At 60.8% G+C, this 13,316-nt stretch carries 8 protein-coding genes; 1 reads left to right on the forward strand and 7 read right to left on the reverse strand.

All coding sequences use genetic code 11. From position 1 onward, the window contains the following. Nucleotides 1-124 precede the first annotated feature (124 nt). The 4 genes from astD to BK660_RS08030 form a co-directional block, all read right to left on the reverse strand. Nucleotides 125-1,594, reverse strand: a complete 1,470-nt coding sequence (gene astD / locus BK660_RS08015) for a succinylglutamate-semialdehyde dehydrogenase (RefSeq protein WP_185045037.1) — start codon at nt 1,592-1,594, stop codon at nt 125-127. Next, nucleotides 1,591-2,616 (reverse strand): arginine N-succinyltransferase, encoded by a 1,026-nt coding sequence (gene astA / locus BK660_RS08020; protein WP_123432858.1) that lies wholly within the window; start codon nt 2,614-2,616, stop codon nt 1,591-1,593. Before astA ends, astD begins: the two co-directional genes overlap by 4 nt. An 84-nt stretch (nt 2,617-2,700) precedes the next feature. Next, on the reverse strand, nt 2,701-3,720 hold the full coding sequence (gene aruF / locus BK660_RS08025) for an arginine/ornithine succinyltransferase subunit alpha (protein WP_027923928.1): 1,020 nt from the start codon (nt 3,718-3,720) through the stop codon (nt 2,701-2,703). Nucleotides 3,721-3,942: 222 nt separating this feature from the next. Further along, on the reverse strand, nt 3,943-5,163 hold the full coding sequence (locus BK660_RS08030; RefSeq protein WP_059182301.1) for an aspartate aminotransferase family protein: 1,221 nt from the start codon (nt 5,161-5,163) through the stop codon (nt 3,943-3,945). Between the two features lie 286 nt (nt 5,164-5,449). Between BK660_RS08030 and BK660_RS08035 the strand changes: the two genes are divergently transcribed. Continuing rightward, nucleotides 5,450-10,315, forward strand: a complete 4,866-nt coding sequence (locus BK660_RS08035) for a dermonecrotic toxin domain-containing protein (protein ID WP_123432859.1) — start codon at nt 5,450-5,452, stop codon at nt 10,313-10,315. A gap of 1 nt (nt 10,316) precedes the next feature. On the opposite strand, the gene argR is transcribed toward BK660_RS08035, so the two are convergent. The 3 genes from argR to BK660_RS08050 all read right to left on the reverse strand — a co-directional run bounded on the left by argR (nt 10,317) and on the right by BK660_RS08050 (nt 13,315). Then, nucleotides 10,317-11,297, reverse strand: a complete 981-nt coding sequence (gene argR / locus BK660_RS08040; protein WP_123432860.1) for a transcriptional regulator ArgR — start codon at nt 11,295-11,297, stop codon at nt 10,317-10,319. A gap of 113 nt (nt 11,298-11,410) precedes the next feature. Beyond that, nucleotides 11,411-12,175: an ABC transporter ATP-binding protein gene (locus BK660_RS08045; protein WP_007943885.1), complete on the reverse strand. Its 765-nt coding sequence runs from the start codon at nt 12,173-12,175 to the stop codon at nt 11,411-11,413. A gap of 27 nt (nt 12,176-12,202) precedes the next feature. Continuing rightward, on the reverse strand, nt 12,203-13,315 hold the full coding sequence (locus BK660_RS08050) for a M14 family metallopeptidase (RefSeq protein ID WP_123432861.1): 1,113 nt from the start codon (nt 13,313-13,315) through the stop codon (nt 12,203-12,205). Nucleotide 13,316: the final 1 nt, after the last annotated feature.

Consider the following 13,316-nt stretch of genomic DNA (forward strand, 5'->3'; position numbering starts at 1 on the left):
AGTAACTAGATTTGAGACCGAGGCGCGGCCTTCGCCAGCAGGCTGGCTCCCACAGTGATTGCGTCGTACACAATATGTGTGAACACCACCGAACCTGTGGGAGCCAGCCTGCTGGCGATGGGCGTTACGCCATTTTCACGCCTGGGGTCAGAGCGGCAGGCAACACCAGGCTCGGGGTTTCCAGCGAGGCCACCGGGTACGCGCAGTAATCGGCGGCGTAGTAGGCGCTGGCGCGATGGTTACCCGAGGCGCCAACACCGCCGAATGGCGCGCTGCTCGCGGCGCCGGTCAGCTGCTTGTTCCAGTTGACGATACCGGCGCGGCTTTCCAGCCAGAACTGCTGGTAACGCGCTTCGGAATCCGACAGCAAACCGGCCGCCAGGCCATAGTCGGTGTCGTTGGCTTCGGTGATCGCCGCTTCAAAATCAGCGTAGCGGATCACTTGCAGCAACGGGCCGAACAGCTCTTCGTCAGGACGATCAGCCACAGCCGTCACGTCCAGAATGCCCGGGGTCAGCAACGCGGCTTGTGCCTGCGGCTGAGTCATCTCCAGCAAAGCCACGGCGCCATTGGCCAGCAAATGTTCTTGCGCATCCATCAACGCTTTCGCAGCGCTAAGTGAGATGACCGAACCCATGAACGGTGCCGGTTGTTGGTCGAACGCGCCAACTTCAATCGTCGCGCTGACCGCTACCAGACGCGCAAGCAGTGTGTCGCCCCAGGCGCCCTGCGGCACCAGCAAGCGGCGTGCACAGGTGCAACGCTGACCGGCAGAAATGAAGGCCGACTGGATGATGGTGTAAACGGCGGCATCGAGGTCGGCCACTTCGTCGACCACCAACGGGTTGTTACCGCCCATTTCCAGCGCCAGGATCTTGTCTGGACGACCGGCGAACTGCTGATGCAGGTGATTGCCGGTGCGGCTGGAACCGGTGAAGAACAGACCGTCGATCCCCGGGTTCGCCGCCAGGGCAATACCGGTTTCGCGAGCGCCTTGCAGCAGGTTCAATACGCCCGCCGGCAGACCGGCTTCGATCCAGCATTTAACCGTCAGCTCGGCGACTTTCGGGGTCAGCTCGCTTGGTTTGAACAACACGCTGTTACCGGCCAGCAGCGCCGGCACGATGTGACCGTTCGGCAAGTGCCCAGGGAAATTGTAAGGACCGAACACCGCCACCACGCCGTGCGGCTTGTGACGCAATACAGCGGTGGCGTCGCCCAGCGGGCCGCTCTTCTCGCCGGTACGTTCGCGGTAGCTCTGCACCGAAATTGCAATCTTGTTGACCATGCTGGTCACTTCAGTTGCCGATTCCCAGAGCGGTTTGCCGGTTTCTTCACCGATGCAGCGCGCCAGTTCGTCAGCCTTGTTTTTCAGTGCAGCGGCAAACGCCTCAAGCACGGCAATGCGCTCGTCCAGGGTACGACGGGCCCAGCCCGGGAATGCCTGACGTGCGGCTTGCACGGCGGATTCAACCTGAGCCGCCGTGGCGCCTTCGCCGGACCACAGCACTTGCTGGGTCACCGGGTTCAGCGACTGGAAGGCTTCACCCTGGCCGGCCAGCCATTCACCTGCGATGTATAGCGAATTCATTATTTCGACTCCCGAGCAGCAGACAACGGAACGGCGCGCACTTGATCGCCGGCGTTGAGTTGAAGGCGTTTGGCGGTCAGCGGATCAACCACCAGCGTGCCGGCGGCGAAGCGTGCTGGCGCGGCAGTGATCCGGCAGTCTTCGCGCTTGCGGTTGTGAATCAGGAACGGCGTAGCGTCGTCGCCCGGTGTGCCGATGGCCAGCACCAGCGCCTCGCTGTCACGCACCGCGCGGATCTTGCCGGTTTCGCACTCGACGGCCGGGCCGGCGTCGAAGATGTCGACGTAGCCCTGGTAGCTGAAACCTTCGCTCTTGAGCATGGCCAACGCCGGTTCGGTGTCCGGATGGACCTTGCCGATAACGTTGCGCGCGTCGGGCGACAGGAAGCAGGTGTACAGCGGAAACTTCGGCATCAGTTCGGCGATGAACGCCTTGTTGCCCACGCCGGTCAGGTAATCAGCCTGGCTAAATTCCATCTTGAAGAAGTGACGGCCCAGGCTTTCCCAGAACGGCGAGTGCCCGGCTTCATCGGAGACACCACGCATCTCGGCGATGATCTTGTTGCCGAACAATTGCGGGAACTCGGCAATGAACAGCATCCGCGCCTTCGCCAGCATGCGGCCATTGAGGCCGGTGCGGTAATCGGCGTGCAGGAACAACGAGCACAGCTCGGAGTTGCCGGTCAGGTCATTGGCCAGGAACAGCGTCGGGATCTCGCGGTAGATGTTCAGCTCTTGCGAAGCGCTGACCGTCAGGCCGACCCGGAAGTTGTACCAGGGCTCACGCAGGCCGACCGCGCCGGCGATGGCGGAAATGCCCACCACGCGACCGGTGTCGTCTTCGAGTACGAACAGGTAGTCCGCATCAGCGCGCCCGGCTTCGCCGCGAAAGGTCTTCTCGGCCCAGCCGACCCGATGGGCCAGGCGTTCTTCGTTGGCCGGCAAGGTAGTCAGGCCGGTGCCGGTGCTGCGGGCCAGGTCGATCAGAGCGGGTAAATCGCTGCTGCGTACGGGACGAACGATCATGCTATCTCCTCAAACGGGCCGCTTGCGCCACCCGTGAAATTTCGCTGCTTTCCAGGTATTACTCGCTGGAAATCAATGCCGGCGTTAAACCGCCACCAGGCGCACGCTGGCACCTTCACCGACGCCCAGGGCTTCGGCCGCTTCCAGATCCAGGGTTACGGGTTTGCCTGGCGCGTAATCGAGCTCAAGCAACACGGCGCGGTAATCCTGCAATTGGGCATTGGCCACCAGGTACTGACGTCCGACACCTTTGACCGGCTCACCGATTTTCACCGGAACGACGCGGCTCTGGGCGATCGAGCGAATCCCCGTCACACGGGCGTGCAAGGTCGGGCCGCCGTCGAAAATGTCGATGTAGTGATCGGTCTCGAAGCCTTCGCGCATCAGGATGTCAAAGGTGATCTGCGCCCGTGGATGCACCTGGCCCATCGCCTCTTGAGCGGAGTCCGGCAGCAGCGGCACATAGATCGGGTAATGCGGCATCAGCTCGGCCAGGAACGTGCGGCTCTTCAGACCGCACAGACGCTCGGCTTCAGCGTAGTTGAGGTCGAAGAAGTTGCGGCCGATGGCGTCCCAGAATGGCGAGTCGCCATTTTCATCGCTGTAGCCGACGATCTCGGTCACCACGGAATCGGCAAAGCGCTCCGGGTGGCTGGCGACGAACAGCAGGCGACCACGGGAATTGAGCTCGGCCCACGGCGACCCCACCAGCTCGCGCTGCACGTAGAAACTGGTCAGCAAGCTGTTGCCGGTCAGGTCGTGGCACTGGGAGAGCACGTGGATCTTGTTATGAATCTTCAGCTCGCGGGAAGCGTGCACGAAGGTTTCATTACGGAAGCTGTAGAACGGCTCGGAATAACCGGCCGAGGCCACGATCGCCGAGCAACCGGCGAGCTTGCCGGTAGTCGTGTCTTCGAGGACGAAGAAATAGCTCTCTTCACCGTTGAAGCTGACTTCGGCAGCAAACGAGGCTTCGCTTGCAGCGATCTTGTCGCTCAGGCGTTCAACGTCATCCGGCAAGGAAGTGACACCAATCGGGCTGTCCGCAGCCAGACGCTGTACCTCGCCCAGATCAGCCATTTGCGCGGGGCGCATCACCAGCATGGTGTCACTCCTTTCTCTAAACTCTTTGAGGAAAATAACCGGGCAGTCATTACTAACACTCGGACCAATGTAGGAGCGGGCTTGCTCGCGAAAGCGGTGTATCAGTCGACATTACCGCTGTCTGACCCACCGCTTTCGCGAGCAAGCCCGCTCCCACATTTGATCCGGTCCGGCACATAAAATTTGGTTCGACGCCTGACTGATCAGGCGTCGAAGGGCCTATCAGGCTTGTGTCAGTTTGGCGGCAGCGCGTTCGAAGCGGTCCAGACCGGCATCGATATCAGCGTCTTCAACCACCAGGCTCGGCGCGAAACGAATCACGTCCGGGCCGGCTTGCAGAATCATAAGGCCTTCACGTTCGGCGGCGTTGAAGATGTCTTTGGCCTTGCCTTTCCAGGCATCGCTCAGCACGCAACCGATCAGCAGACCCAAGCCACGCACCTGAGTGAACAGGCCGTACTTCTCGCCGATCTGCTCAAGGCGCGCCTTGAACTTGTCGTGCTTGGCATTGACGCCGGCCAACACTTCAGGGGTGTTGATTACGTCGATCACGGCTTCAGCGACAGCGCACGCCAGCGGGTTGCCGCCGTAAGTGGTGCCGTGAGTGCCGACGACCAAGTGCTTGGCCAGGTCTTCGGTGGTCAGCATGGCTGCGATCGGGAAACCACCGCCCAGGCTCTTGGCACTGGTCAGGATGTCCGGGGTCACGCCGTAATGCTGGTAGGCGAACAGCTTGCCGCTGCGGCCCATACCGGTTTGTACTTCGTCGAACACCAACAGCGCGTTGTGCTCGGTGCACAGGTCGCGAGCGCCTTGCAGGTAGGCCAGTTCGGCCGGCAATACACCGCCCTCGCCCTGGATCGGTTCCAGCACCACGGCGCAGGTCTTGTCGGAAATGGCCGCTTTCAAAGCCGCCAGATCGTTGTACGGCACGTGGGTGATGCCGGTGATTTTCGGACCGAAACCGTCGGAGTACTTCGACTGGCCACCGACGTTCACGGTGAACAGGGTACGGCCGTGGAAGCTGTTCAGCGCGGCGATGATTTCGTACTTCTCAGTACCGAAACGATCGAAGGCGACGCGACGGGCCAGCTTGAAAGCGGCCTCGTTGGCTTCGGCGCCGGAGTTACAGAAGAACACGCGCTCGGCAAAGGTAGCGTCGATCAGCTTATGCGCCAGGCGCAGGGCCGGCTCATTGGTGAACACGTTGGACACGTGCCACAGCTTGTTCGCCTGCTCGGTCAAGGCACCGACCAGCGCAGGGTGTGCGTGGCCCAATACGTTAACGGCAATCCCGCCGGCGAAGTCGATCAGCTCGCGGCCAGACTGGTCCCAGACGCGGGAACCGGCACCACGCACAGGGATGAAAGCGGCAGGCGCGTAGTTGGGAACCATTACCTGGTCGAAATCGGCGCGTTGTACCGCAGCGTGCTCAACGGACATCGGAGTCTCCTGAAGAGGAACACTCGCCTGAAACTGGCGAGCGATGAGGGGATTGTAAGGACAGTTTTCAGCCCGGCCTTGCCGCCAAGCGACAACTTCTTATAGCGCAAACCCCGGTTTCAGCCGGGTTTACGGCAATGCGACATATAGGGTCGCAAAGGCGCAGTTTAAACCGCCGACATAGGTTATAGGCAGGCTTGTCGAGCGGTGCGGTAAATATGTACCGCACCAGACCCGTCATGGTCTGTTTTGCTGGCGACTCATCCAAACGCTAAGGGAATAGCGCATGAGTCGACACGAAAATGATCGCCCGTCCAACGCTGCCGGCAATCAATCCGCCACGCAGCCGGACGATCACTACCATCACCTGTTCAACAATCTGCCGACCTGGGTACTGGAAGCCTCGCCCGCCACACGCGACGCCCTCAAAAACGCCTCGCCTGCCACGCCGCGCTGGCACGGCACCGCGACATCCCTGCAACACCAGTCGCTGAAAAAGCTCGGCCAGGACCACTGGACCCAGCGAAATCGCCTGGACTCAACCCTGTCCACGCTGCAAAGCGCACGTGCCTTCGCCGAACCTCTTCTGTCCGCGGCGCTGAAAACCCGGTTTGATCTGGAACTGGACGTCAACACCACGTTCCTGCGCCTGTACATCCCGCAAACCGTGCCCTGGTTCGGCGTCAGGACGGGCGCCGCACGCACCTGGACGGTTTCGCTACTCGACGCCGCCCTGCATAACTTCCAGGAATCGGAGATGGCGGCTGACGCTTACGAATCGGCCTCGACGTTCATTACCGCACCGTCACCCGCAGGGCAGTTCGATACGTTGCCAGCGGTCAAACAGAAAATGACCGTCGCCGCCTTCGCGCGGTTGTGTCGGGAACTGGACATCGGCGCCCGGTACAACACTTACCTCAAAGACAATCTGGGGCTGAGCAACCCGGTGGCCGGCGCGGTGTTGAAAGCGAAGGTGATCGGCTCGCACAAAACGGCACTCAAAGCCGCGCTGCAAATGGCTCATATCCGCAAGGACATTCCAGAGGACGCCTATCACTCGATCCTGCGTCTTGCAGAAGGACGTTCGGGGGCGCGTCTGAATGGCCAACCGCTGTACGGTCATGACCTGAGCATCATGTCCTCCTCCCTGACCGGCATTGTCATTTTCGCAGCGAGCCTGGAGCGCGCACGCAAGGGAACGCGGATCATCGCCTACATTCCCGACGATCCCGAACATCCACTCAAGGAATACCCGAACACTCTGGCGTTCATGAACGAGCTGACCCGCAAGCTGCGTGCCCCGACTTACCAGACGTTCTTCAGCCGTTTCGTCGAGCACAAGGAAAGGGGGCACTTTTTCGCTGATCTCCACCACCGCCTCCAGCGCGTGACCTGGCATCAGCACACGCGTGGCGACCCGCTGCCGAGCTGGCGAGAAACGCCCATCGACAGGCCCAACCTGCGGTTTTCAATGACGCCGTTCAGCGCAGACCTGTGGAATCATCTCTATCAGCGACAACTGAACAAGATCCTCAACGACGCCAGCACGCTGGCCGTCTCCACCGCCACTGCCGACCGGAACGCGCGCTGGGCATTGTGGGATGCCTTCAGAAAAGTAGCGTTGAAGCTGCTTGAAATCGCGGCGTTCGTGGCCTTGCCGTTCGTCCCGTTTCTCGGCGAAGTAATGCTGGGTTACATGGCCTACCAGTTACTCGACGAAACCTTCGAAGGCATTGTGGACCTGGCCGAAGGACTGCAAACGGAGGCGCTCGGGCATCTGATAACGCTCGCTGAAACAGTGGTTGAGGTGGGCACATTCGCAGTGGGTGGCGCGATCGCTGCCGGCGCCTTCAGCCGTTTGCTTTCGCGCGAAGCGGTCGCGCTGGTCGACCCGCTCAAACCCGTCGCAACGCCAAAAGGAAAAATCCGCTACTGGAAGCAGGATCTGATCCCTTACGAACACGCCCAGAGCCTGCCCGACGGCGCAAAACCCGATCAACTGGGCCTCTATCGCCACGGGGGCAAGACGCTGCTGCCCCTGGAAGGAAAGCTGTACGCCGTGAAACCCGAAGGCACCCGCGGCGCGTATCAGATTGAGCATCCGACCCGCAACGATGCTTATCAGCCTTCTTTACTGCACAACCACCACGGCGCCTGGCACACCGAGCTGGAGCAGCCGCTGCATTGGGATCGGGAAACGGTGATGCGTCGCATCGGCCACGAGGTCGAGTCGTTCAGCAACGCTGAGCGCGAGCAGATCCTGCAGGTCAGCGGCTTTCACGACAACGCCGTGCGCGAGATGCATACCGAACACTACCGCCCGCCTTCGCTGCTGACCGACACGATCAAGCGCTTCAGGATCAACCGGGACATCGACACCTTTATCGAGCAGATCGGCAGTGATCAATCCGGGCACTACCGAAAGGCCGATGTGGCCCTGCAGCATCAACTGCTGAGCAGCTACGACGGCTGGCCTGTCGACACGCCGATGCCGGCAGCGCAAGACCAAACGTCAACCTTCAGACAACGGACCGCCGAACTTGCCCGGAGCTACCGCAAATCGCTGTTCGATCTGCGCTATCGAGCCCTGGAAAAAACCGATGACCTGCGAGTCCAGCGACTGCTCGATGATGTGCAGGGGCTACCCACCGATATCGCCGAGGAATTGGTGAGCAATGCATCCGGCACCGAGCTGAAACAACTGCACAACGGCCGCACGCCCCAGCGACTCAAGGATGCAGCGCTCAAAGCCATGGAAGCCGTGCGCGCGACCCGAGCCTGCGAAGGCTTTTATTCCGAAGCGCTGGACACCACCGACACCCATCGACTGGCCTTGCACAGTCTGAATTCACTGCCCGATTTACCAGCCGAATTACGCATCGAAGTGAGGGACTACTCGGCCGAGGGGACCTTGCGCGACAGCATTGGCCAGCCCGATGCGCCCATTCAAAAAATACTGATTCGCGCTGAAGACGGGACTTACCAGGTTCACCAGGACACTGGCTCGACGCCGGGGGATTTTTATCAGGCCCTGTTCCGGGCGCTGCCGGAGGCGCAGCGCAACAAGCTGAACCCTTTGATCGCAGACGCCCGGGCACTTAAACAACGCATCGCCGAACACGCACTGGACCAATCAGCCTTACGCAGGCTGTTCGCAAAAAATCCCCATCGAAAACCGTTTTATGACCCAACCACCATGCGCCTGCCCGGTGGCGCCGAGGGCTACAGTCGAATCGACCGCGAGACGCCGACGCTCAACGACCGGGTGCGCGAGGTTTACCCCAGCCTTCCTCAGGAAGAATTGCAGTCCATTGTCCAGGCATTGCAACTTCATCCCGATGGCGCTCGCGTAGAACTTTCGCGCTTGAAGAGGGAGTTGGCCCGACTGCATCAGGACCTGCGCGCCTGGGTCAGTGACTCCCCCACAGCTCATCCTGACACCGGGCGCACGCTCAGTGAGCTGGAGCAACATGCCGAGCGAAACAATCGACGCTTGCTGGCCCAGGAAATCCAGCGCAGCTGGCGGCGACAGTCCGACCGGGACTTCGACACACCGGAGGGGGTGACCCAATATGTGCTCAGGTTCGAAGAGCCGATTCTCGGCGACTTGCCGTCACTAAATGCCGACTTCAGCCATGTGTCGCTGCTGTCCCTGGAAGGGACCCGCAGTGTGCAGGGCATTCCCGCGTTTCTACAGGGCTTCAGCGGACTGCGCCGCCTGGAGTTGCGCCGATTTTCCCTGACCACCCTCCCCGACGCCATCAGCCGAATGCCCGACCTTCACGCCTTGGTCTTGAGCGATTGCGGCATCCGGGTCGACGCCGCCACCTGGTCGAAGCTGGCGTCACTGAACAAACTGGCCATGCTGGACCTGTACAAAAATCCGTTTGAAACCCTGCCGCGCATCGACACGATGAGCGAGCTGGCGCACCTGGACCTGAGCGACACCCACCTGACAGAAATTCCAGCCAGCGTTCTGCAACACCTGAAGCTCGAAACCCTCCTGCTGATGAACAACCGCATCAGCGAGTTGCCTGCCGGGTTATTCGAGAGTTCGCTGTACGACAAGCGCGGCCTGCACCTCACCCACAACCCGCTGTCGAACAAGGCACGAGAACTGATCAAGCAACACCATTTCGAGAACGCCTACGACATGGGTGTTTATGCCCCCGAGGCTGATGTTGATCGCGTCAAGGCCATGTACCCCAGTATGGAAGTCGAACAGGCCAGCGAGTTCGTCTACGAATTGCCGGGGACCCTGGAGGATGGCCGCACGTATCTGACGCGCCTTGAAGAAGAGCTCACCCAACTGAAAAATGATTTGTCCGCGTGGACGGCCGATGTTCCGGACCGGCACCCCGTGACGGGCGAACCGTTCAGCGCCGACCAGCTCACTGCCGAGCAAGCCAACCGTGACGAACTCAAGCAGGCGCTTGAGCAGTGCTGGCAGCGTGAATCTGAACTGGATGATTTCAACGACGCACTTGAGCCGACGTTCGAACTCACGGTCCGCACGGTCATCAATGGAGACCTGCCGACCTTGAGTGCAGACTTCAGCCATGTTTCCGCGCTTGAGGTCCACAGTGCCGAGGGCGCAACGCGACTCGGGCGTTTCCTCAAGTCCTTTCCCAACCTCAAAAGCCTTCGACTGCGCGAGTGCAACCTTGGAAACATTCCCGACGCGGTGTTCAAGATGGGGCGGCTGCACTCACTGTCGCTTCCCGATTGCCGGGTCAGCCTGTCCTCGGAGACGGCAAATGCATTGGCGGGAATGGAGCAGCTTGATTACATCGACCTGAGCTCAAACCCGTTGGGGCGCACGCCGGATCTAAGCCAGATGCCCGACCTGTCGACCGTGTTGCTCAATGACACCGGCATCACTGACATCCCCGATGGCCTGCTTCAGCTGACGGAGCTGGACTGGGTCGACCTGAGCATGAATGAGATTACCGAGGTGCCCAGCGACTTGCTGGAATTACCGGTAGAGGTGGCTGAAAACATCACCTTGAGAGGCAATCCGTTTTCGGAGGAAAGCCTGGTGCGACTGACCCGTTACTTCGAACTGACCCGTGCGGATTTTGGTGTGGAGGAGGTCATCAACCGAGGTGAAATGCAGGTTTCCACCTCAGAGGGTTCCGAGATCGACGAGTAAATCAGCCGCGCTCGGACGGTACCGACGATAACTCGAATGGACTGCTGCTACGCCGCTGGTTGCGATCTTCCCGCGGCGTGGCACCAAAGAAGTTGCGGTAGGCGCTGGAGAAATGCGGCCCCGAGGAGAAGCCACAGGACAGGCCGATCTGGATGATCGACTTGCTGGTTTGCATCAACATCTGCCGGGCCTTGTTCAGGCGCAGTTCCAGGTAGTACTGGCTCGGCACACGGTTGAGGTACTGCTTGAAGATCCGCTCCAACTGTCGTCGGGACACGCACACGTGCTGGGCGATTTCGTCGGTGGTCAGCGGCTCTTCGATGTTGGCTTCCATCAGCAACACCGCTTGGGTGAGCTTCGGATGGCTGGAGCCGAGGCGGTTTTGCAGCGGGATACGTTGGCGCTCCCCGCCTTCGCGGATGCGCTCGACCACCAGTTCTTCGGACACTGCACCAGCGAGTTCGGCGCCGTGATCACGGGCCAGCACCGCCAACAACAGATCGAGTACCGACAGGCCGCCGCACGCGGTCAGTCGATCGCGATCCCAATCGAACAGGTGGCTGGTGGCGATGACTTTAGGGAAACGCTCGGTGAAATCGTCCTGCCAGCGCCAATGCACAGCAGCGCGATAGCCATCAAGCAAACCCAACTGCGCCAGCGGGTACACACCCGCCGACAAACCACCAATCACGCAACCAGACCGCACCAGTTGTTTCAACGCACTGCTGAGCGCCGGCGCAAGCGTGGTCGGCGGCTCATCGGAGAGCAGAAACAGCTTCTGGAAATTTTCGAGCTTGCCGGCCCACGGCTCACCCGGCAATTGCCAGGCGCCTTCGGTCGGCGGTTCGGCCTGCAAAAAAGACAGTTCGTAAACCACGTCCGGGTGCACACGCTGGGCAACACGCAAGGCCTCCTCAGCCAGCGCAAGCGTCAGTGCTTTAGTGCTGGGCCAAATCAGGAAACCAATTCGATGGGCAGTCATGGCGGGCAATCCGAAACGAGAACAGTGTTAGAAGCCGAAAGCGGCTGCAACCAAATTAGACCATCTGGCGCGCGGTGCGCAGCATGACCTAATTTGGTGCGTAACGGGAGCGATTACTTCAGGCTGCCCGAGAGGAATTGTTGCAGACGCTCGGACTGGGGATTGACCAGTACCTCACGCGGGTTGCCACTTTCTTCAACGACACCTTTGTGCAGGAACACCAACTGGTTCGACACTTCACGGGCAAAGCCCATTTCGTGCGTGACCACCACCATGGTCCGGCCTTCCTGGGCCAGGGCCTGCATGACTTTCAGCACGTCACCGACCAGTTCCGGGTCGAGTGCCGAGGTCGGTTCGTCGAACAGCATCACCTCAGGCTCCATCGCCAGCGCACGGGCAATCGCCACACGCTGTTGTTCGCCGCCGGACATGTGGCCCGGGTAAGCGTCCTTGCGATGACCGACGCCGACCTTGTTCAGGTAGTGCTCGGCCTTTTCGCGGGCTTCGGCCTTGGACATGCCCAGCACGTGAACCGGCGCTTCCATGATGTTTTCCAGCGCGGTCATGTGCGACCACAGGTTGAAATGCTGGAACACCATCGACAGGCGCGAACGCATGCGTTGCAGCTGCTTCGGGTCGGCCGCCTTCAGCGCGCCGTCCTTGTTGGCCACCAGTTTCAGCTCTTCGTTGTTGAGCAGAATCTTGCCAGCGTGCGGCTGCTCCAGCAGGTTGATGCAGCGCAGGAAGGTACTTTTGCCGGAGCCACTGGAGCCGATGATGCTGATCACATCGCCAGCCGCCGCTTTCAGGGACACGCCCTTGAGCACTTCGTGACTGCCATAGCGTTTATGCAGGTCTTGGACTTCAAGTTTGTACATGCGGTCGGTTCTCACAAAAACAGTCAGTCAGTCGTTGAGCAAGCGCCCGTGACGCAGCGCTTCGCGCCCCGCCACCTTGGCCAGCCAGAAACCGGGTTGGGCATAACGCAGCCGTTCAATGGCAAACAGCACCCCGGACGTACCAGCACACACCGTGCTGACCCGATCCGACAACGGATCGATCACTTCAAAAATCTCGTCACCGGCTTCGATCCACTCACCGGGTTTACGCAGGAAACTCACCACACCGGGGTGCGGTGCAAACAGCAATTCAGTGCCTTCGAACGGCAGGCCTTCGCACGCTTCTTGAGCAGGTTTCGGCCATTCGCCGCTGATCAGGCCTTGCCCGGCGAGGAACGCCAGAATGCCTTCGGCGTGCGCCACGGACTCGAGACGACCGGTATCCGCCTGACCACCCAATTCAATGGTAGTCGCCAGGCACGCCAACGGAATCTGTGCATCCGGGAACAGACGCGACAGTCTCAACCACGGCAGCGAGCAGGCCTCGTCGAAGGAGCTGCCGCCGGAATCTTCCGCCAGCAGACCGACCCGCACATTCAGGTGCGCGGCCAACGAACGCCACTGCGGCCAGTGTTGCGGCAAGGCGTACATGTGCAGCGCCGCTTCGGCGTCGCAGTGCAAGTCCAGCACCACGTCAGCGGTGCAGGCGTGGCTGAGCAAGACGCGCTGCATGCCTTGCAACTGGCTCGCAGCCGGCGGCAATGCAGCAAGCGCATCGCTCATGGCCTGGCGGATCATCTGAATATTGGCGTGCGGATCATCACCGAGGCGCCCTGCCAGCTCGGCGGCAACCGGCGCGCTCAGCTCGACGAAATCACGGTTGAAATTTTTGCCGCTGCCCGCCTCGAAACGCCCCTGATGATTACCTTGCAACAGTTGACCGAGGCCCAGTGGGTTGGCCACTGGCACCAATTCGATCACACCGTTGAGCAAGCCTTGGGCTTCGAGCTCGGCCAGGCGCTTTTTCAGCTCCCAGGCCGTGCGCATCCCCGGCAGTTCGTCGGCGTGCAGGCTGGCCTGGATGTAGGCCTTGCGCTCGCCATGCCCAAAGCGGAACACCGAAATCTGGCGTTCGCTGCCCAAGTGGCTCCACGGCAATACGTGATCGATGCGTTCCATA

This window comes from Pseudomonas brassicacearum (assembly GCF_003732265.1).
Taxonomy (GTDB): Bacteria; Pseudomonadota; Gammaproteobacteria; order Pseudomonadales; family Pseudomonadaceae; genus Aquipseudomonas; species Aquipseudomonas brassicacearum_D.

Coding starts and splice junctions, on each gene's coding strand:
- BK660_RS08050 (WP_123432861.1), bottom strand. CDS start 13,315: ATGGAACGCATCGATCACGTATTGCCGTGGAGCCACTTGGGCAGCGAA.
- BK660_RS08035 (WP_123432859.1), top strand. CDS start 5,450: ATGAGTCGACACGAAAATGATCGCCCGTCCAACGCTGCCGGCAATCAA.
- aruF (WP_027923928.1), bottom strand. CDS start 3,720: ATGCTGGTGATGCGCCCCGCGCAAATGGCTGATCTGGGCGAGGTACAG.
- argR (WP_123432860.1), bottom strand. CDS start 11,297: ATGACTGCCCATCGAATTGGTTTCCTGATTTGGCCCAGCACTAAAGCA.
- BK660_RS08045 (WP_007943885.1), bottom strand. CDS start 12,175: ATGTACAAACTTGAAGTCCAAGACCTGCATAAACGCTATGGCAGTCAC.
- astA (WP_123432858.1), bottom strand. CDS start 2,616: ATGATCGTTCGTCCCGTACGCAGCAGCGATTTACCCGCTCTGATCGAC.
- BK660_RS08030 (WP_059182301.1), bottom strand. CDS start 5,163: ATGTCCGTTGAGCACGCTGCGGTACAACGCGCCGATTTCGACCAGGTA.